This is a genomic window from Sphingobium sp. CFD-1, from assembly GCF_024611115.1.
GTDB lineage: Bacteria > Pseudomonadota > Alphaproteobacteria > Sphingomonadales > Sphingomonadaceae > Sphingobium > Sphingobium baderi_A.
In genome coordinates this window covers 2,336,193-2,354,227 of record NZ_CP084398.1, presented here as the reverse complement: position 1 = coordinate 2,354,227, position 18,035 = coordinate 2,336,193, and the positions used below count along the sequence as shown (strand labels likewise).

Below are 18,035 nucleotides of genomic sequence, written 5' to 3'. Positions count from 1 at the left end.
TTGGGCGGCCCTTATTGTTTTTACGTGGAGAAAGTTCCCGTGTCTCAGCCCCTCATGCCCCACGCGACTGCTAGCTGGCTTGTTGACAATACAGCGCTCAGCTTCGACCAGATCGCGGAATTCTGTGGGCTTCATATTTTGGAAGTGCAGGCGATCGCCGACGATACGGCCGGCACCAAATATACTGGCCGCGACCCGGTTCGCGCGCATGAAATCACGATGGAGGAAATCCACAAGGGCGAAGGAAGCCCGGATTACCGCCTCAAGATGCTGAAAGGCCCGGAACCTGTGCGCCGGACCAAGGGACCGCGTTATACGCCGGTTTCCAAGCGGCAGGACAAGCCCGACGGCATCGCCTGGATTCTGAGGAACCATCCTGAGATCTCGGATGGCGCCATCGGCAAGCTGATTGGCACTACGCGCACCACCATTGCGGCGATCCGCGACCGGACACACTGGAACATCGCGAACATCGTGCCCAAAGACCCGGTGACGCTGGGGCTCTGTTCGCAGCGCGAGCTTGATGCGCTGGTCGCGAAGGCGGCGAAGAAGGCCGGGATCGAAGCACCGACCGATTCGCGCCTGGACGGCGATCGCGAGGCGTTGATCGAGGAACTGCGCCGTGAACGCGACAATGCCGCACGCCGGGCTGAGGAAGCTTTGAACAGCGAGGCCGAACTGATTTCCGATGTGGCGAAGGTGCTTGACCCCTTCAGCGATAACAAGGGGCATATGTGATGCCGTAGCGTCATTTCTTCTTCGGAAGGAATGGCCCATAATGGCTTAAAACGAGGGCTGCGCCGCGATGGTGGCGCGGCCCTTTCCTATTGCTTTACGCTTGCGTAAAGTGATCGCGCTCCATACATTCTTTCCAATGGACAAGAACGAAACCATCTGGAGAGAGCGTTACAACCATCCGACTCCGTGGGATCAGCAATTCGCGCCCATGTCGATGATCGAGATGTTTGAACAAAGCGCGCAGGCCCACCCTCATGCGCCGCTTATCGACTTTTACGGCCGCATCTATTCCTATGATGAAGTGCGTGGCGGTGCCCAGCGGGTCGCCTGCGGCCTGATGCGGCTGGGCATCAAAAAGGGGGACCGGGTCGGCCTGTATCTGCCCAATGTCCCACATTATGTCGCGGCTTATTATGGAATCATGATGGCCGGCGCGACCGTCGTAAACTATTCGCCGCTTTATACCGCCGCCGAACTGGAGCACCAGGTCGAAGACAGCGGCACGACCATTCTTTTTACCCTGTCCGCCAGCGCCCTGTTGCCCACGGCTCTGGAAGTGCTCAATAACAGCAGCCTTGAGCGGCTGATCGTGGGATCGGTGGCGGGCGCGCTGCCGCCTGTTAAATCCTTCCTCTTCCGCCTGTTCAAGCGGAGCGAGACGACAGCTCGTCCCAATGACCCGCGCGTCATGACCTTTTCCAGCCTGATCGCCAATGATGGGAACTACCCGATTCCAGCGATCGATGCAGAGCAGGATGTCGCCCTGCTGCAATATACGGGCGGCACGACGGGCCAGCCCAAAGGCGCGATGCTGACGCATCAGAATCTGACCGCCAATGCGCGGCAGGTGCAGATGATCGATCCGTTGCCGGGATCGACCGACCGGATCATCGGGGTGCTTCCCTTCTTCCATGTTTTTGCCAATACCTGCGCGCTCAATCGCACGGTGCTGAACGGCGGCGAGATCGTGATGCTGCCGCGTTTCGATGCGACGCAGGTTCTCGCTGCGATTCAACGGACGAAGGCCACGGCGCTGCCTGGCGTGCCGACCATGTATCAGGCGCTGCTGGATAATCCGGCGACGCCGAACATCGATTTCTCCTCACTTCGCCTTTGCATTTCCGGCGGCGCGCCCCTGCCTCTGGAGATCAAGGAGCGGTTCGAAGCGATGACTGGCGCCAAGGTCGTGGAGGGGTATGGCCTTACCGAGAGTAGCCCGGTCGTCTGCGTCAACCCCTATGAGGGGCTCAACAAGAGTGGCACGGTGGGGCAACCCGTTCCTGGCACTCGCGTGCGCGTCGTGGATCGCGAAGATCCCACGAAGGAAGCCGCGTCCGGCGTGCCGGGTGAATTGACCTTCGCCGGGCCGCAGATCATGAGGGGTTACTGGCGGCGTCCCGATGCCGACAAGGACGTCTTTATTGGCCCCTGGTTGCGGACGGGCGATGTCGGCTTCATCGACGAGGACGGCTATTTGAAGATTGTGGATCGGTTGAAGGACATGATCGCCGTCGGCGGGTTCAAGGTCTTCCCGAGCCAGGTCGAGGCGGTGCTGTATCACCACCCTGCGGTCAAGGAAGCCTTGGTGATCGGCATTCCCGATGCCTATCATGGCGAATGTCCAAAGGCTTTCGTATCCTTGCAGGAAGGGGCCTCGATCAGCGGAGAGGCGCTGAAGGAATGGCTCAACCCCCAACTGGGCAAACATGAGCGGGTCTGCGCGGTCGAAGTGCGCGAGAGCCTGCCCAAGACGCTGGTCGGAAAGCTATCCCGCAAGGAACTGGTGGCCGAGGAAAAGGCGAAGGCGGATGCGCTAAAGGCTGGAAGCGCCGCCTGACATTTCCTATCTGAGCGTCCATGCAGGATAAGGATGCACGATATGACCGATGAAGTCGCGACGCTGGCAGGCGGTTGTTTCTGGTGCACCGAGGCTGTGTATCAGAATCTGAAGGGCGTCAAATCCGTGGAGAGCGGCTATATTGGCGGCGCAGTGCCCGATCCGACTTATGAACAGGTGTGTTCCGGCACGACGGGGCATGCCGAGGCGATCCGTATTACCTATGATCCGGCGGTCATTTCCTATGCCGACCTGCTCGCCATTTTCTTTGCGACGCATGATCCGACGACGCTGAACCGGCAGGGCAATGATGTCGGGACGCAATATCGGTCCGCCATCTTCCCTCATTCACCCGAGCAGGAAGCGGAGGCAAGGGCAGGGATCGCGCTGGCGCAGGCCGACCAGCTCAACCCTATCGTCACGGCTGTCGAGCCTGATGCGCCATGGTATCCGGCGGAAGATTATCACCAGCAATATTGGGAACGGGTCGGTGATCGCAATCCCTATTGCATGGCAGTCATTCCGCCCAAGCTGGCGAAGCTTCGCAAGGGTTTTGCCGAACGTATCGAAGCCTGATTTCGCGACAGCCGATCCTAGCTCATATTCCGTGGCAAGCCGGGCGCATTGCCTGCTATGCCATCGATGGATCGCAAGGATGGAAAAATGGACGGAAAACGGATCTGGATTGCACTGCCTGCCTTACTACTGTTGCCTGCCTGTGTGGCAAAGACGGCGCTCGATGTCGTTACGCTGCCCGTGCGGGCTGGTGCACAGACTGTTGACTGGACAACCACCAGCCGCGAGGAAGCCGACCGGAACTACGGCCGCAAGATGCGTAAGCAGGAGGCTCGCGAAGCCCGGGAACGACAAAAGGCCTCTGAAGAGCAAAGGCGTGAATGTCGCCGCGCGGGCTATGGCAATTGTCCCTGACGATCAGGCGGCGGCGCGGCGCAGGCGGTCGTTGATGGCGATCCCGATACCTTCCTCTGGAACAGGGGCCACGGCGATATTGTTCGCGGCGCTCGCATCGGCCAGATGAAGGGCGGCGAACAGATTGGCCGCGGCTTCCCGCAGGTCCGCGTCAGGGCTGAGGTTGAAATTGCACGGCATCAGCCCAAAACCGATCAGAAATTCATTTTTTTCTGCCTTCAGGGCATGCAGGCGAACTGGTTTTGACGGAGCATAATGGCTTTCCATTTGGCCGGGCGCTTCGATTTGTGCGTTGATGCCGCCCGCTATAACAGGCAGCCCGCTTGCTTTCTCCAGCATGGCAGCTGTTACAGGGCCAGGACGCAACAGGCGGATGCGGTCCGTTTCCGGAGCCACAATCGTTGATTCCACCCCTTCGCTGGTCGGGCCTTCGTCCAGGATCATGCGGATCTTGCCGTTGAGACTGGCCAGCACATGCTCCGCCCTTGTCGGGCTGATCGAACCGCTGCGATTGGCTGACGGAGCAGCAAGCGGCCGACCACTTTCCCGGATCAGCGCGCGCATCGCGGGATGAGCAGGCAGGCGGATGGCGACCGTTGGCAGACCGGCCGTGACCAGCGGCGAAAGGCCGCTATCTTCCCGCACCGGCAGCACCAGCGTAAGCGCGCCAGGCCAGAAATATTCCGCCAGCTTTTCGGCGTGTGGCGAAAAATGCGCCAGTCCTTCGGCCATGGCGCGATCGGCCACGTGGACGATCAGCGGATTGAAGCTAGGTCTGCCCTTCGCACTGTAAATGGCTGCAACGGCATTGCTGTCTGTCGCATCGGCGGCAAGGCCGTAAACCGTTTCCGTCGGCACTGCCACTGGTTCTCCGGCGCGGATCAATAGCGCGGCTTCGCGCAGCGATTCCGTGCCATAGCGGCAGATTTTCGTGGAAAAGGCTGAATGTGCGATGGTCACGGCCCCCGCGCTATAAACGTCTCTATAGGCCAGTAAAAGGCCAATGCGAAAGAAGGATGACAGGTTCGTCCGACTTGCCGCCGCGCTGGTGGGGGATTAAGCGCGCAGGATGAACGACGCACTTCTGACCCGCATTGCACAAGCCCTTGAGCGGCTTGCGCCGCCTGTTCCTCCATCCGCAGATTTGACCACCGCGCCGGCCTATGTGTGGGACGGCGACGTTATTCGGCAGGTGGAGGCATTCGATCCGGTCGATTATGAGCTGCTGTCTGGCATCGACACGCAGAAAGGGGCGCTGCTTGAAAATACGCGTCGCCACGCTGCGGGCCATGCCGCCCATGATGTATTGCTATGGGGTGCGAGAGGAACGGGCAAATCGGCGACAGTTGCGGCGGTTGTCGGCAGGCTTCAGCAGGAAGGGCAGGACGTGGCCTTGCTGCAATGCGCGATAGAGGAACTTGCGAGCCTGCCCCGGCTTTTCTCTGTCCTGCGCGGAACGAAGCGGCCTTTCGTCCTTTTCCTGGATGATCTGGGCTTTGACGAAGGGGTGGGGGACGCCCGTTCGCTGCGTTCCCTGCTGCAAGGCGGAACGGCGGCACGACCGGGTAATGTACGCCTCTATGTGACATCCAACCGTCGCCACATCGTGCCCCGACATCTTTCGGAGCAGGACGATCCTGTCAATCCGCGGGACGTGGTGGACGACAAGATGGCGCTGTCTGACCGTTTCGGCCTGAGTCTGGGTTTCCACGCCATAGACCAGCAGGCCTATGTCGATATCGTATCGGGATATGCGAACAGCCTGAGCCTCAGTTTCGATCCGTTGGAGGCAATCCAATGGGCGACGCAGCGCGGGAGCCGGTCTGGCCGTGTCGCCTGGCAATATGTCGTTGAGCTGGCGGGGCGGAACGGCCTGGCGCTCTGAGCGATGCTCAGTCGGCCTTCACCACCCGCCAGATCACGCCGCCTACATCATCGCTGACCAATAACGCGCCTTTGCTGTCGCTCGTCACATCGACCGGGCGGCCATGGGCCTTGCCATTTTTGTCGAGAAAGCCCGTCAGCACATCCACCGGCTTGGCGGTGCCGACCTCGCCATTATTCTGGAATGATATGAACACGACCTTGTAGCCTGCGGCAGGCTTGCGGTTCCAGCTGCCATGCAGTCCGACAAAGGCGCCATTGGTGAAAGGCGCGCCCAGTTTCATATCCTTGGCGAAGGACAGACCCAGCGGTGCGACATGGTTGCCCAAAGCATAGTCGGGGCGTTTGGTATATTCGCGAATTTCCGGGCGCTGCGGCTGGACGCGTCGATCCTCATAACCGCCCCAATAATTCCATGGCCAGCCATAGAAGCCGCCAAATTCCACGCGCGTCAGGAAATCGGGAACCAGATCGCTGCCCAGCATATCGCGTTCGTTGACCACGCCCCAGAGCGCGCCGCTATCGGGTTCAAAGGCGAGGCCCGTGGGATTTCGCAGGCCGGATGCGAAGATGCGATATTCGCCCGTCTTTGGGTTGACTTCCAGCACGGCGGCGCGGTTCTTTTCATTGTCGAGGCCGCCTTCACCGATATTGCTGTTCGATCCAATCCCGACATAAAGCAGCCCTTCAGGGCTGACGGTCAGGCTTTTCGTCCAATGATAGTTAGGGGCCTGCGCGGGCAGGTTCAGAAGCTTGCGACCCTTTTCGGTGATCTTCGTCTCGCCTTCCTTATAGCGGAAGGCCATCAACGCGTCGGTATTGGCGACATAGAGCGTGTCGCCGATCAGCGCCATGCCATAGGGCGAATTGAGACCTGTCAGGAAAGCCGTTTTCGTATCCGCCCGTCCATCTCCATCCGTATCTCGCAGCAATGTAATGCGATTGGGGGACGGAACGCCCGCGCCCGCCTTGTCCATCATATAGCTCATGATGCGATTGACTATGCCGCTTTGCGGACGTGGCGGGCTGTTGGTTTCGGCGACCAAAATGTCACCATTGGGCAGGCGCAGCATGGACCGTGGATGGGTCAGCCCATCGACAAAGCGGCTGACGGACAGGCCTTTCGCAGCCACTGGCTTTTCGCCCGCTTTCCAGCCCTCTAGCTCGGCAATGTTGACGGTCGGGATAAGTTCGTTGCGTGGCGTGGTGAAAACGGGTTCCTTGCCTACATCCGCGCCCGGAGCCAGTTGAGCCGTATCGCCTCGCGCGAAATAGAGAAACGCGCCGCCGACGATGAGCAGCGCGATAAGGGCGAGGGCGATGATATGCTTTTTCATGGCGGTCACATCTATGCCGCCATGGTCCTGACGGCAAGGCACAGGATGTTCAGGCCGACAGCTATTTTCCGCGCTCGCGGAGCCATAGCAACAAGGCGATCACCATGCCCACGACTGCGCCGATCAAAAGACCCGCGCTGGGTTGCCCCATCAGTCCGCCCACGATTGCGCCGCCCAGGATCAGCAGGGCAATGATGGCACCGGCGCCGGTGGGGTTGTTCTTTCCTGTCGTCATGTCTGGCCATTGCCATGAGCCGACCGCCAAGGCCAGCCGCTTTTGTTCGCAATCGCCTCTGCCCCGTTTTTGAACGGATTGTCCCTTTATGGGATTTTCGTGCCGGATAGGGATTTGGCTAACGGGCGGTATACTTTCCTATCCCGCTCTATCTCTCAAAACGAACAAATGGCACGCTATTTGAGGGGGGATGGAAAGCCGTGGGGGCTATGCCGAATGGGGGAATCGATGCACGTGCCATATCTTTCGGATCGCAAAAGCTATGAGCAAGCGGCCGAACTGATCAACCTGTTCGGCGACAATGCCGGCTATGAAGCCGCCGCGCGCGCAGATCGCAGCCGCGATCTGGGCAATCACGTCCATTTCTGCCGCTGGCGACAGATCGAGAGGTTGATCGTCCTGCTTTCCCATGACCAGCCGCTCGGCACCATTCACTGATCCGGGGGAGAGGCAACTTTAGAGGCGCAGTCCCGAAGTTTCCGGCAACCCGGCCAGAATATTCAGATTCTGAACGGCTGCACCCGCGGCGCCCTTGCCCAGATTGTCGAGTGCGGCAGCAAGACGCACTTGCCCGCTGTCCTCATTACCGAAAACGAACAGCGTGAGGCGATCGGTCGCACCGACATGCTCGACCCGCAGATGGGTCATGCCGGCACTTTCTTCCAGTGGCACGACCATGACGATCGGCGAGTCCGCATAAGCGGCGGTCAGGGCTTCGTGCAGGCTGGCTACCGAAGGTCTGCCCGGCATGGTGCGTAATTGCAGCGGCACCTCCACCACCATGCCGCGATGCACGTTGGCGACGGCGGGCGCGAAGATCGGCGGATGCACGAGACCGGAATAGCGCGTCATTTCCGGAACATGCTTATGCGCCAGATTGAGGCCATAGGCGCGGAAGGCTGTGGGAGCGCCGTCGGAACCTTCGAATTCCGCGATCATGGATTTGCCGCCGCCTGAATAGCCCGATGCCCCAGATACAGTCACGGGCCATTCTGCCGGCAGAAGCCCTGCCAGTGTCAGCGGTCGCACCAAAGCCAGGAAGCCAGTCGGCCAGCACCCCGGATTGGCGACGAAGCGTGAATGGGCGAGTTTTTCGCGATGTCCCGGTTCCAGTTCGGGAAAGCCGTATGTCCAGCCATCGGTCACGCGATGCGCCGTTGAGGCGTCAATCACGCGCGTCCGATCATTGTCGATCAGCGCCACCGCTTCACGCGCAGCATCGTCGGGCAAGCATAGAAGCACGATGTCCGCGCCGTTTAGCGCATCGCGCCGCGCGCTTGCGTTCTTCCGGTCCTTCTCATCGAGCGCGATGAGCGTCAATTCCGGCCGTCCGGCCAACCGTTCGCCGATTTCAAGACCAGTCGTGCCGACGCCGCCGTCGATGAAGATATGAGTCGTCATGCGCCAATCCTCCGCCGCGCAATGATGGGATCGGCATGTTCCGCCTGCAATCGCGCGACGACATCGGTCAAAGGCTCGACCACCACGGCCATCCAATGCGCGTTGGCATGCAACAGCCTATCGCCATCTGTCATGATGCCCACATGGCCTGGGAAAAAGACGAAATCCCCCCGGCGTAGCGGCACATCGCCGGGAAGGGGCGAACCGATTCCTTCGCTTTGCAGGTCCGTATCGCGCGGCGCGCTGATACCGCACTGTTCGAGTGCGACTTGCACGAGACCCGAACAATCGACTCCCCGATGGCCGCGCCCACCCCATATATAGGGTTGGCCCAGATAGCGTTCCGCGACCGCTGTCCAGTCGGTTTCTTTCTCACCGATCGTTTTAGCGTGTCGACTGTGGATAAAGCCTTCGCCGGTCATGATGAAGGCGCCATCTTCTTCGCCCGCGAACACAGCGCTGCGGGGCCAATAGTCCACCACGGGCGCCTTGATATCGGCGGCGCTGAACAGGGGCGCACAAGGTGCCGTAATCCGGTGGGTTGCCTCTTCCAGCGCATCCAGCGCTTCCCGCCGGACATATCCGACATAACCGTCATGGCCGCAAAATCCCCATGCCCAATCGGTCGTGAAATCCAGCGCATGAAAAATGTCGCCCCGCAACAGTTCGCTCACCGCCTGCGCCGTGGCGCCGGGCGCCGACAGCAAGGGCGCGCCGGCAGCGACGCATGTCAGTTTGATCGCGCGTGCATAATGAGCGGAAAACAGCACGCCGGCCAGCGACACGTCGGCAAGATCGCCGCGTGTTGCATGAACGCGGCCGTCCAGTGCGACCGACCTGCCTTCCAGCTTGAATCGGATTCTTTCAGGCGGAGCGATCCGCGTGGGTGTATCTATGACGTTCATCGCGCGCGGTTCCTGCGATGAAATGGTGAAAGGCGTCAAGGAATTCCGCCCCCTTGGGTGTGCGTACTATGAAAATATTGCGCCGATCGGCGGCATCGCGCTCCCGCCGCACATAGCCAAGCGCGGAAAGCTTGTTGAGCGCGCGGGTGATAACCGGCTTGGAAACATGGAGCACTTCGGCCAATCCGCGAACGGTGTGAGGCCCGGAATCGATATAAACCGTCATCATCAGGGCCATCTGACGATTGGTCAGGTCGGGCTTTCCCGATCGGACATAATCGACCAGGGTCTGCATCCATTGGCTAAGCGGCCCGATGCCGGGACGATTTTTTTGCGTCACCGATTCTTTGGCAGTAGAGGCATCCATGAGCCCCTAACGCACGATGGCCAATCCGGTTGCGTAACGGATGTGAAGGATTGTTGGCTTTAATCCAGTTAACCGTAACGCTGCTGCAAAAATCTGAAAATAGCCCGCAATCCAAGCGCTTCGCCACCCTTCGGCCTGCCCGGCCGTGCCGACGGCCTCCAGGCGAAGGTATCAATGTGCAACCAGGGTGTATCGTCTGGTACGAACCGCCGAAGGAAAAGCGCCGCCGTGATGGCGCCTGCAAAGCCGCCTTCGCCTGCGTTGTTGATGTCGGCCGTGTCGGACTTCAGCATGTCGGCATAACCGTCCCACAGCGGCAGGCGCCAGCTTGGATCGTCCACTTCCGCGCCTGCCGCACTCACGGCGGCGGCAACATCATCGTCATTGGCGAACAGGGCAGGAAGATCGGGGCCGACCGCAACGCGCGCGGCGCCCGTCAACGTGGCATAATCAATGATGAGGTCCGGCTTGTCTTCGCTCGCCCGGGCCAGCGCATCGCCCAGCACCAACCGGCCTTCTGCATCGGTATTGCCGATTTCGACGCTTATTCCCTTGCGGCTCTTCAATATGTCGCCGGGACGGAAGGCATTGCCGCCCACTGCGTTCTCGGCTGCCGGGATCAGAAGGTGCAGTCGCACGGGTAAACGGGCACCCATCACCAGCTGCGCGAGTGCAAGGGCATGGGCGGCCCCACCCATATCCTTTTTCATCAGGAGCATGGCCGAAGCCGGCTTGATGTCCAAGCCGCCACTGTCGAAGCAAATGCCCTTGCCGACGATGGCGATGCGCGGCTTTCCCGGATCGCCCCATTGCAGTTCGATCAGGCGGGGAGCGAAGCTCTTGTCCGCCGCTTTTCCAACGGCATGGATCATGGGATAACCCTGCTCCAGTTCATCACCCTTGGTGACTGTAAACGCGGCATCGTGGCGTTTGGCGAGCACTCTTGCCGCGTCTTCCAGCTGCGCTGGCCCCATGTCTGCGGCGGGCGTGTTGACCAGATCGCGGACGAGTGCGACCGCATTGGCCAATTGCACGGTGGTGTCGATGCGCCCGATGTCCTTGGTCAGCAGCGTGCGGGGGCCAACCGGATTGTCCTCCTTGCGATAGCGGCCAAAGCGATATTGTGCGGTCAGCCAACCCAATGCTGCAGCGCCGGGTGCGCCTTCGCTCAGCCGATAAGTGCCTTCGGGCAGGACTTCGGCTAGTTTAGCAAGGCACCATGTGCCTAGCTTTTTATGATTGGCGACGCCGGCAACTACGGACCAGCCATCGTCTCCCTGTGCAGGCAGGATGGCATGTTCACTTGCTTTTCCACGAAATTTCTGCGCGCCGACAAGTGCCCGAACCGGTTCGGACTGCTCGTTCAGCCAGCTTTCAAACCGATTGCTGTCCACAAGGTGGATCAAACGGGCAGGCTGATCGTTGTCGGCTTTGAACAGGTCGGAAAAGTCGGTCATGCGGCAGGGATGTAAGGGAAAGGCGGCGGTGATGGAAAGCGCATTTTTCGTCGTTCGATCCAGTCGGTTGGTCCTGCCGTCCTTTGCAGCCGGGCAATTGCCGGCTTAGGATCAGACCGATTAGGAAGCTTGAAGGAGAATAGAGATGTTCCACGCTGATGACAGCAGCCTGCAGGCCATTCGCGCCCGCGCCTACAAGCTGGCGGAAAGTGGCCGGTTCGATGGCGCCCATGCGATTGAGAGGGCGCTGATCGCGGAAGGCTGGTCCAATGCCGGCCGGGCTTTCCAGAGCGATTATATGCGAAAGGCGATCAGCGAACGCTGCATGGCTGCGGCAAAGGTTCATTGATGCGTTATACCCGCCTTGGCGTGACGATGGGGTCGCTGGCAACGGCGGCCCTTTTCACGTCTGCCTGTTCACCATCCTCTCACGATAATGCCGCGTCGGCGAATCGCGTAACCGACGAAGAAGTGGCCAGCTTTGCCAACCGCATGGCGGGCGAAGCTCCTCCGCCGGTTCCGGTTGGCAAACCCTTCGCGCTTTCCGAAAAGACCGACCTGCTGGAGTTCGTCTATGCCTATCCGGGGCAAGCGGCGGCGGTTCCCGCATTGTCGTCCAAACTCGGCAAAGCGATGGCAGAGGCAAAGGCCAACGCCCTCAAAATGGCGCGCGAGGACCAGAAGTCGGCCAAGGATGCAGGTTATCCCTTCCGTCCGCACAGCCTGGAGACGCGCTGGACGGTGACGGCCGATACGCCGCGGTTTCTGGCGCTGAAGTCGCAGACCTACATCTTCACGGGCGGCGCGCATGGCATGACGGGCTATGATACATTGCTATGGGATCGTCACGCCAAGCTCGAAACCAGCCTCGCGGCAATGATGACGTCCTCCACGGCGTTCGCGTCAGCAATACATGACCGCTTTTGCGCTGAACTCGACCGGCAGCGCGCGGAAAAGCGTGGCGCGCGCGTAATCCGGGGTGACGACGATTTCACCAGATGCATTGATCCGATGAAGGAAGTGCTGGTGTTGACATCGAAGGATGGCAAGTTGATCGATGGCGTCACCGTGGTGGTCGGCCCCTATAGCGCCGGTCCCTATGCGGAGGGCACCTACGATGTGGCGCTCCCGATCGACGGAGCGATCCGCAAGGCGATCAAGACGGAGTATCAGGACGCCTTCGTCCCGGCACGGTGAGTTTCATTCTGGGCGGGCGGTGCTGTCCAACCGCCCGCCACCTTATGCAGTGGAGCCTTGCGGCACGCCATAGAGGTCATGCTCATCGGCATCCTCGATCAGTACCGTCACTATATCGCCCGGCTGCCGGCCTTCGCCCACATCGCGCAGGAAGACATTGCCGTCGATTTCCGGCGCGTCGGCCTGGCTGCGCGCCGTAGCGCCGATGGAGCCATCCTCATCCGGTTCGCCAATCTCGTCGATGATGACGGGCATCGTCCGCCCCACCTTGGCGGCCAGCTTGGCGGCGGAGATGGCGGCGGTCTTCTCCATGATCCGCTGATAGCGCTCTTCCTTCACCTCTTCAGGCACCACATCGGGTAAAGCGTTGGCCGCAGCGCCCTCGACAGGCTCGAATCGGAAAGCGCCGACCCGGTCGAGTTGGGCTTCGCCCAGCCAGTTGAGCAGATATTCGAAATCCGCCTCCGTCTCGCCAGGGAAGCCGACGACGAAGGACGATCGGATCGCGATGTCCGGGCATATGTCACGCCATTTGCGGATTCGGTCCAGCACCTTGGCTTCATTGGCCGGGCGCTTCATGGCTTTGAGCACATTGGGCGAAGCGTGTTGGAACGGAATGTCCAGATAGGGTGTCAGCAATCCTTCGGCCATGAGCGGGATCACCTGATCCACATGCGGATAGGGATAGACATAATGGAGCCGCACCCATGGCGGCGTCCCCTCGCCGGTACGAAGCTGACCCAGTTCTCGCGCCAGATCGGTCATATGCGCGCGAACCTCGCGGCCCTTCCAATTGCGCGCCTCATGCCGGGTATCGACGCCATAAGCCGATGTGTCCTGGCTGATGATGAGCAATTCCTTCGTGCCCGCATGCACCAGCTTTTCCGCCTCGCGCAACACTGCATCCACCCTGCGGCTGACCAGATCGCCGCGCAGCGAAGGGATGATGCAGAAGGAACAGCGATGATTGCACCCCTCGCTGATCTTTACATAGCTATAGTGGCGCGGGGTCAGCTTCAGCCCGCCCTCGGGCACCAGATCGACAAAGGCGTTAGGCACGGGCGGCGATGCTTCATGCACCGCGCTCACCACCGCCTCATATTGATGCGCGCCGGTGACGGCCAGAACCTGCGGGAATTTCGCGCGGATCAACTCCGCTTCATTGCCCATGCAGCCGGTGACAATGACGCGGCCATTTTCCGCGATCGCCTCGCCAATGGCCTCCAGCGATTCTTCCTTCGCCGAATCGAGAAATCCGCAGGTGTTGACCAGCACGACGTCCGCGCCGGAATAGTCCGGCGACATCTGATAGCCATCGGAACGCAGCTTCGTCAGGATGCGCTCGCTATCCACCAAGGCCTTGGGACAGCCGAGCGACACCATGCCGACCTTGGGTGGCGAAGGGATTTTGGTTGCCATGATCGGCGCGCACATAAGGATTTTCGCACCAAATGTCACGGCCTGCTTAAAATGGAGCGGAATCGAGGCCTTCTTCGCCGATTTCACCGACGATCTCGATGATCATATCGCCGGTCTGGAGTTGCTTTGCGGCATCTTCCCAGAAGCCGATAGGCCGATTCTCCCGATACACCCGGACGCCAAGGCCCGTGGTGACGGCGGACAGCGGCTTTCCGATTTCCTCCGGCAGCACGAACCGCTCATTGAGTTTCACGCGTCCGCCCGATGCCGCCAGATCGGCCATATAGTCCGCAATATGCCGTCCGCTGGTGCTCCCTGCCAGCAGCAGCCCGGCAAAGCTGACGGGATTGATGACGGTGGTCGCGCCCGCCTGCCGCGCTGGCAGTTCATTGTCCTCATTCCGCACCACTATGCTGATCGGCAGACGAGGCGCCAGATGCCGCGCCGTCAGCGTGATGAGGATAGAGGTGTCATCCCGCCCCGCCGACACGATCATGCTGCGTGCGCGGTGGATTGCCACGTCCTTCAACGTCTTGTCTCGCGTGGAATCGCCGCACATGACGTTGCAGCCCATCTCCTCCGCTTCGGTCAGCGCCCGTTCGATCGGATCGACGACCACGATCTCCCGCGCATCGACGCCTCGCGCGAGCAACTCGCGCACAGCTTCGCTGCCGGACGTGCCAAAGCCGGTGACGATGATATGATTGTGCAGATCGGCCTGAATGCGTGCCATGCGCCACCTGTAGAGGATATTGCGGAAAAAAAGATTATAGGCTGTTCCCAAAAAGATCAGCCACACGAACAATCGGATGGGCGTCACCAATATCGCTTCAAACAGCCGGGCTTCCGGGCTGACCGGCACGATATCGCCATAACCTACCGTCGTCACCGTGACGGTGGTGAAGTAGAGCACGTCCACAAAGCTGATATTATTGTCCAGCGTATCCTTCAATCCGTCGCGGCCGATCCAGTGGATCAGCAGGACAAGCGCGATGAGCCCGAATACCAGTGCCACGCGCCACACAAGGTCTGCCCATATGGGAAGAGAGGATCGCCGACGCAGGAAACCGGCCATGGGCGATCGCAAGGGGATGGACCTGACCTTCATCGCTGCTCCCTTGGCAGATGATCGAGTGGATTGACGGGCGTCCGATCCTTACGCAATTCGAAATGCAATTTGGGACGGCTGGCGTAACCGCTGTCGCCGCTCAAACCGATGATCTGTCCCTTTCGCACCTTTTGGCCACGCACCACGTCAACCCGGCTCGCATGGCCGTAAGCGCTCACCCAGCCGTCGCCATGGTTGACGAGCATCAGTCCGCCGAATACGGCCACCTTGTCGCCCGCATAGGCAACCACGCCATTGGCGGCCACGCGGATGGGCGTTCCGGCGGGAATTGCGATGTCGATGCCATTATTGCGCGCGCCAGCCGTGCCGGGCCCGAACCGCGACAATAAAGCTCCATGCGCTGGCCAAGCGAAGCCGCCGGTAAATTGCGCCGGCTCCGTAATGGGTACATTGGAGGGCAGGGCGCGCGGCTGGCTGGAAGCCGCAGGCCGCCCGCTTTGGCCGCTCGCGGGCTGGCCGCCAGTCAGGACATCGTCAATGTCGATCCGGAAAGCGGCGGCGCGTGCCTCCATCGTGCTGGGCTTGCGGGCGGCGTCATCGGGCAGCAGCAGGCGCTGGCCGTTGCGTAGGATATAGGGTTCGGGAAGGGCGTTGATATCGACAATCCGGCTCCATGCCACGCCATAGGCGGCGGCGATGGCGATGCCCGTTTCCCCTTCCGACACACGATGATAGCGTCCGCCCGGAATGAGAAGCTTCTGCCCTTCCCGGATGAGATAGGGATATTTGAGGGCATTGGCCCGCGCTATGCTTTCCGATCCGGCCCCGCTGCGATTGCCGACGCCGCGCAGCGTTTCGCCTGCTTTGACGATATAGGTGGAGGGTGGGACTATTACCGCATTGGCCACCACCTGCTGCATTTTCCAGACGGGCTGGTTTTCGATGACGCTGACCGGGCTGTCCTTATTTCCGCGTGTTTCCGCCGCCGTGGCGGCAAGACCCGCCGCCAGGAAAAAGCCAGGAAAAAGGAGCATCGGCGGGCGCGGCATCATATCCTCTCTAGCCGCGTCGTCGCAGTCTTGTCATCCCTGTCGGGCGATCAGTCCGCAAAGGCCTGAACTGTCGCCGCCATTGCGCTGTCCTGCGTCAGGTCGAAGTGGAGCGGCGTGACCGCCACATAGCCTTCCGCAATCGCAGCAAGGTCCGTGCCTTCCGGGACCGCATCGCTGGTGCCAAGGCCAAACCAGTAATAGCGATAGCCGCGCGGATCGACGCCTTCGACGATGGAGGTGCGGTCGATGTCGTGAAAGCCCTGCCGCGCCACGCGTACGCCCTTGATCTGATCCGGGTCCATTGCGGGGAAATTGACGTTGAACAGCATCCGCGGGGAGGCGGGCATAGCGATTAGCGGTCGCAGCACCTTCTCTCCCCAGGCGCGCGCAGCGGCGAAGGGGACAGCGTCGCCCATGCCCTCACGCATATAGACCTGGCTGAGCGCGATGGAGCGGATACCGGAAATCGCGCCTTCCATCGCGGCGGAAACGGTGCCCGAATGGGTCACGTCCTCCGCCAGATTGGCGCCGCGATTGACGCCCGACAGCACCAGATCGGGCTTGCAGTCCTTCATCAGATGACCGACCGCCATCATCACCGCGTCGGTGGGCGTGCCGGTGACGCTGTAATGCTTATCTGCGTGCTTGCGGATACGCAGCGGGCGGGTCAGCGTCAGGCTGTGGCCCGCGCCCGACTGCTCCTCGTGAGGAGCAACGATCCAGATGTCGTCGGACAGCGTTCGGGCGATCTCCTCCAGCACCCGGAGTCCTGGAGCATAAACGCCATCGTCATTGGTGAGAAGGATACGCATAGGTAATCTACCACTTCGGTTCGCTTCGGGCGAAGTCGAGAAATCCATGCGCCCGTTTTCGACTTCGCTCGAAACGAACGAGGCAAGCCCTTATCTCGGTCGCAGCCGAGTGGTGCCGCCCATATAAGGCGCCAGCGCCTCCGGCACGATAACGCTGCCATCCTCCTGCTGGTAATTTTCCAGCACGGCGACCAGTGTGCGGCCGACCGCCAGTCCCGACCCGTTCAGCGTGTGGAGGAAGCGGGTCTGCTTCTCGCCTTCCGGCTTGAAACGTGCGTTCATTCGCCGCGCCTGGAAGTCACCGCAGTTCGATATGGAACTGATCTCGCGATAGGTTTGCTGGCTGGGGAGCCAGACTTCGAGGTCATAAGTCTTGCGCGCGGAAAACCCCATGTCGCCCGTGCATAGCAGCATCTTGCGATAAGGCAGGTTCAGCGCCTGCAATATGCCTTCCGCCGCCCCGCACATGCGTTCATGCTCGGCTTCGGAAGCCTCGGGCTTGCAGATGGCGACCAGTTCCACCTTCTCGAACTGGTGCTGGCGGATGAAGCCGCGCGTGTCGCGGCCAGCCGATCCGGCTTCGGAGCGAAAACAGGGGGTGAGCGCGGTGAGGCGCAGCGGCAGGCTTTCCATCGGAACGATCTGTTCGCGCACCAGATTGGTGAGGCTGACCTCCGCCGTGGGGATCAGCCAACGTCCGTCGGTGGTGCGGAACAGGTCTTCGGCGAATTTGGGCAATTGCCCGGTGCCGAATAGCGCCTCGTCGCGGACCAGCAGGGGCGGGTTCACTTCCTCATAGCCATTCTCACCCGATTGGCGGTCGAGCATGAACTGGGCGAGCGCCCGGTGAAGCCGCGCCATCTGGCCGCGCAATGCAGCGAAGCGCGCGCCCGACAGCGCCGCCGCGCCCTCGAAATCCAGTCCCAGCGCGGGACCAAAATCGGCATGATCCTGCGGGGTGAAAGGGAAGCTGCGCGGCTCGCCCCAGCGGCTGAGTTCCACATTGGCTGCTTCATCTTCACCCGGTGGAACATCGTCGGCGGGAAGGTTAGGGATGGCGGCCAGCATCGCCTGGAGCGCTTCGCCGGTTTCCCGGTCTTCTGCTTCCAGAGCGGGCATCTGTTCCTTGAGCGCGGCGACTTCCGCCTTGAGGCTTTCGGCCTTTTTCATGTCCTTGATGGCGATGGCCTGACCGATGGCCTTGCTCGCTTCGTTGCGACGCGCCTGGCCCTGCTGCAATTCGGTCTTGATCGCGCGGCTGCGCTCGTCGAGCGCCAGTATCCCGGCAGAGAGCGGCTCAAGACCCCGACGGGCGAGGGCGGCGTCGAAAGCGGCGGGGTTTTCGCGGATGAAGCGGATGTCGTGCATGGCCCAGCCCTATGCCGTTACGCGATC

The 18,035-nt window shown here is 61.0% G+C and carries 20 protein-coding genes; 8 read left to right on the top strand and 12 right to left on the bottom strand.

The window, feature by feature from the left end; all coding sequences use genetic code 11:
- Nucleotides 1–54 precede the first annotated feature (54 nt).
- From LDB26_RS11895 to LDB26_RS11880, 4 genes are all read left to right on the top strand, one after another.
- Nucleotides 55–738 (top strand): DUF1013 domain-containing protein, encoded by a 684-nt coding sequence (locus LDB26_RS11895; protein ID WP_062066834.1) that lies wholly within the window; start codon nucleotides 55–57, stop codon nucleotides 736–738.
- 136 nt (nucleotides 739–874) lie between these two features.
- On the top strand, nucleotides 875–2,575 hold the full coding sequence (locus tag LDB26_RS11890; protein ID WP_257538543.1) for a long-chain fatty acid--CoA ligase: 1,701 nt from the start codon (nucleotides 875–877) through the stop codon (nucleotides 2,573–2,575).
- A 42-nt stretch (nucleotides 2,576–2,617) separates the two neighbouring features.
- A complete protein-coding gene (msrA, locus tag LDB26_RS11885) occupies nucleotides 2,618–3,151 on the top strand; it encodes a peptide-methionine (S)-S-oxide reductase MsrA (RefSeq protein WP_257538542.1) in 534 nt (177 codons plus the stop codon).
- 66 nt (nucleotides 3,152–3,217) lie between these two features.
- On the top strand, nucleotides 3,218–3,505 hold the full coding sequence (locus LDB26_RS11880; RefSeq protein WP_257538541.1) for a hypothetical protein: 288 nt from the start codon (nucleotides 3,218–3,220) through the stop codon (nucleotides 3,503–3,505).
- A gap of 3 nt (nucleotides 3,506–3,508) precedes the next feature.
- On the opposite strand, the gene LDB26_RS11875 is transcribed toward LDB26_RS11880, so the two are convergent.
- Nucleotides 3,509–4,465, bottom strand: coding sequence for an L-threonylcarbamoyladenylate synthase (locus LDB26_RS11875; protein ID WP_257538540.1), 957 nt, complete (start codon nucleotides 4,463–4,465; stop codon nucleotides 3,509–3,511).
- A gap of 109 nt (nucleotides 4,466–4,574) precedes the next feature.
- Here LDB26_RS11875 and LDB26_RS11870 point away from each other — a divergent pair, with 109 nt between their 5' ends.
- Complete coding sequence (locus LDB26_RS11870) at nucleotides 4,575–5,390, top strand: ATP-binding protein (protein ID WP_257538539.1); 816 nt, start codon at nucleotides 4,575–4,577, stop codon at nucleotides 5,388–5,390.
- A 7-nt stretch (nucleotides 5,391–5,397) separates the two neighbouring features.
- Here the strand turns inward: LDB26_RS11870 and LDB26_RS11865 are convergent, their stop codons facing one another.
- Both LDB26_RS11865 and LDB26_RS11860 read right to left on the bottom strand, forming a co-directional pair.
- A complete protein-coding gene (locus LDB26_RS11865) occupies nucleotides 5,398–6,726 on the bottom strand; it encodes a sorbosone dehydrogenase family protein (RefSeq protein ID WP_257538538.1) in 1,329 nt (442 codons plus the stop codon).
- Nucleotides 6,727–6,787: 61 nt separating this feature from the next.
- Nucleotides 6,788–6,961 carry a hypothetical protein gene (locus tag LDB26_RS11860; protein WP_197413615.1) on the bottom strand — a complete coding sequence of 58 codons (174 nt, stop codon included), beginning with the start codon at nucleotides 6,959–6,961 and terminating at the stop codon, nucleotides 6,788–6,790.
- A gap of 228 nt (nucleotides 6,962–7,189) precedes the next feature.
- Here LDB26_RS11860 and LDB26_RS11855 point away from each other — a divergent pair, with 228 nt between their 5' ends.
- Entirely contained in the window at nucleotides 7,190–7,399 is a 210-nt protein-coding gene (locus LDB26_RS11855) for a hypothetical protein (RefSeq protein ID WP_197413614.1), read from the top strand.
- An 18-nt stretch (nucleotides 7,400–7,417) separates the two neighbouring features.
- Here LDB26_RS11855 and argC read toward each other — a convergent pair whose 3' ends face one another.
- The 4 genes from argC to LDB26_RS11835 all read right to left on the bottom strand — a co-directional run bounded on the left by argC (nucleotide 7,418) and on the right by LDB26_RS11835 (nucleotide 11,091).
- A complete protein-coding gene (gene argC / locus LDB26_RS11850; RefSeq protein ID WP_257538537.1) occupies nucleotides 7,418–8,362 on the bottom strand; it encodes an N-acetyl-gamma-glutamyl-phosphate reductase in 945 nt (314 codons plus the stop codon).
- Nucleotides 8,359–9,267, bottom strand: coding sequence for an NlpC/P60 family protein (locus LDB26_RS11845; RefSeq protein WP_062066809.1), 909 nt, complete (start codon nucleotides 9,265–9,267; stop codon nucleotides 8,359–8,361). The genes argC and LDB26_RS11845 overlap by 4 nt, the downstream gene beginning before the upstream one ends.
- Nucleotides 9,227–9,634 (bottom strand): MarR family winged helix-turn-helix transcriptional regulator, encoded by a 408-nt coding sequence (locus LDB26_RS11840; protein ID WP_062066806.1) that lies wholly within the window; start codon nucleotides 9,632–9,634, stop codon nucleotides 9,227–9,229. Before LDB26_RS11840 ends, LDB26_RS11845 begins: the two co-directional genes overlap by 41 nt.
- 68 nt (nucleotides 9,635–9,702) lie before the next feature.
- Nucleotides 9,703–11,091 carry a M17 family metallopeptidase gene (locus LDB26_RS11835; RefSeq protein WP_257538536.1) on the bottom strand — a complete coding sequence of 463 codons (1,389 nt, stop codon included), beginning with the start codon at nucleotides 11,089–11,091 and terminating at the stop codon, nucleotides 9,703–9,705.
- A gap of 145 nt (nucleotides 11,092–11,236) precedes the next feature.
- Here LDB26_RS11835 and LDB26_RS11830 point away from each other — a divergent pair, with 145 nt between their 5' ends.
- Both LDB26_RS11830 and LDB26_RS11825 read left to right on the top strand, forming a co-directional pair.
- Nucleotides 11,237–11,440 (top strand): hypothetical protein, encoded by a 204-nt coding sequence (locus LDB26_RS11830; protein ID WP_062066800.1) that lies wholly within the window; start codon nucleotides 11,237–11,239, stop codon nucleotides 11,438–11,440.
- Nucleotides 11,440–12,288 (top strand): DUF4163 domain-containing protein, encoded by an 849-nt coding sequence (locus LDB26_RS11825; RefSeq protein WP_062066797.1) that lies wholly within the window; start codon nucleotides 11,440–11,442, stop codon nucleotides 12,286–12,288. The genes LDB26_RS11830 and LDB26_RS11825 overlap by 1 nt, the downstream gene beginning before the upstream one ends.
- Before the next feature lie 42 nt (nucleotides 12,289–12,330).
- Here LDB26_RS11825 and rimO read toward each other — a convergent pair whose 3' ends face one another.
- From rimO to serS, 5 genes are all read right to left on the bottom strand, one after another.
- Entirely contained in the window at nucleotides 12,331–13,722 is a 1,392-nt protein-coding gene (rimO, locus tag LDB26_RS11820; protein ID WP_197413752.1) for a 30S ribosomal protein S12 methylthiotransferase RimO, read from the bottom strand.
- A gap of 31 nt (nucleotides 13,723–13,753) precedes the next feature.
- Nucleotides 13,754–14,815 (bottom strand): TrkA family potassium uptake protein, encoded by a 1,062-nt coding sequence (locus tag LDB26_RS11815; protein ID WP_257538535.1) that lies wholly within the window; start codon nucleotides 14,813–14,815, stop codon nucleotides 13,754–13,756.
- A complete protein-coding gene (locus LDB26_RS11810; protein WP_257538533.1) occupies nucleotides 14,812–15,810 on the bottom strand; it encodes a M23 family metallopeptidase in 999 nt (332 codons plus the stop codon). The genes LDB26_RS11815 and LDB26_RS11810 overlap by 4 nt, the downstream gene beginning before the upstream one ends.
- Nucleotides 15,811–15,875: 65 nt before the next feature.
- Nucleotides 15,876–16,640: a 5'/3'-nucleotidase SurE gene (gene surE / locus LDB26_RS11805; RefSeq protein ID WP_257538531.1), complete on the bottom strand. Its 765-nt coding sequence runs from the start codon at nucleotides 16,638–16,640 to the stop codon at nucleotides 15,876–15,878.
- A gap of 90 nt (nucleotides 16,641–16,730) precedes the next feature.
- The gene (gene serS / locus LDB26_RS11800; RefSeq protein ID WP_257538530.1) at nucleotides 16,731–18,008 is read right to left on the bottom strand and encodes a serine--tRNA ligase; all 1,278 of its coding nucleotides are present in this window, start codon (nucleotides 18,006–18,008) and stop codon (nucleotides 16,731–16,733) included.
- Nucleotides 18,009–18,035: the final 27 nt, after the last annotated feature.

What these genes read in the sequence shown, in the direction of transcription:
- LDB26_RS11840 (WP_062066806.1), bottom strand. Translation starts at nt 9,634, where the DNA reads ATGGATGCCTCTACTGCCAAAGAATCGGTGACGCAAAAAAATCGTCCC.
- msrA (WP_257538542.1), top strand. Translation starts at nt 2,618, where the DNA reads ATGACCGATGAAGTCGCGACGCTGGCAGGCGGTTGTTTCTGGTGCACC.
- surE (WP_257538531.1), bottom strand. Translation starts at nt 16,640, where the DNA reads ATGCGTATCCTTCTCACCAATGACGATGGCGTTTATGCTCCAGGACTC.
- LDB26_RS11810 (WP_257538533.1), bottom strand. Translation starts at nt 15,810, where the DNA reads ATGCTCCTTTTTCCTGGCTTTTTCCTGGCGGCGGGTCTTGCCGCCACG.
- LDB26_RS11865 (WP_257538538.1), bottom strand. Translation starts at nt 6,726, where the DNA reads ATGAAAAAGCATATCATCGCCCTCGCCCTTATCGCGCTGCTCATCGTC.
- LDB26_RS11855 (WP_197413614.1), top strand. Translation starts at nt 7,190, where the DNA reads ATGCACGTGCCATATCTTTCGGATCGCAAAAGCTATGAGCAAGCGGCC.
- LDB26_RS11870 (WP_257538539.1), top strand. Translation starts at nt 4,575, where the DNA reads ATGAACGACGCACTTCTGACCCGCATTGCACAAGCCCTTGAGCGGCTT.
- LDB26_RS11835 (WP_257538536.1), bottom strand. Translation starts at nt 11,091, where the DNA reads ATGACCGACTTTTCCGACCTGTTCAAAGCCGACAACGATCAGCCTGCC.
- LDB26_RS11825 (WP_062066797.1), top strand. Translation starts at nt 11,440, where the DNA reads ATGCGTTATACCCGCCTTGGCGTGACGATGGGGTCGCTGGCAACGGCG.
- LDB26_RS11860 (WP_197413615.1), bottom strand. Translation starts at nt 6,961, where the DNA reads ATGACGACAGGAAAGAACAACCCCACCGGCGCCGGTGCCATCATTGCC.
- LDB26_RS11880 (WP_257538541.1), top strand. Translation starts at nt 3,218, where the DNA reads ATGGATCGCAAGGATGGAAAAATGGACGGAAAACGGATCTGGATTGCA.
- rimO (WP_197413752.1), bottom strand. Translation starts at nt 13,722, where the DNA reads ATGTGCGCGCCGATCATGGCAACCAAAATCCCTTCGCCACCCAAGGTC.
- LDB26_RS11890 (WP_257538543.1), top strand. Translation starts at nt 875, where the DNA reads ATGGACAAGAACGAAACCATCTGGAGAGAGCGTTACAACCATCCGACT.
- argC (WP_257538537.1), bottom strand. Translation starts at nt 8,362, where the DNA reads ATGACGACTCATATCTTCATCGACGGCGGCGTCGGCACGACTGGTCTT.
- serS (WP_257538530.1), bottom strand. Translation starts at nt 18,008, where the DNA reads ATGCACGACATCCGCTTCATCCGCGAAAACCCCGCCGCTTTCGACGCC.
- LDB26_RS11815 (WP_257538535.1), bottom strand. Translation starts at nt 14,815, where the DNA reads ATGAAGGTCAGGTCCATCCCCTTGCGATCGCCCATGGCCGGTTTCCTG.
- LDB26_RS11845 (WP_062066809.1), bottom strand. Translation starts at nt 9,267, where the DNA reads ATGAACGTCATAGATACACCCACGCGGATCGCTCCGCCTGAAAGAATC.
- LDB26_RS11830 (WP_062066800.1), top strand. Translation starts at nt 11,237, where the DNA reads ATGTTCCACGCTGATGACAGCAGCCTGCAGGCCATTCGCGCCCGCGCC.
- LDB26_RS11895 (WP_062066834.1), top strand. Translation starts at nt 55, where the DNA reads ATGCCCCACGCGACTGCTAGCTGGCTTGTTGACAATACAGCGCTCAGC.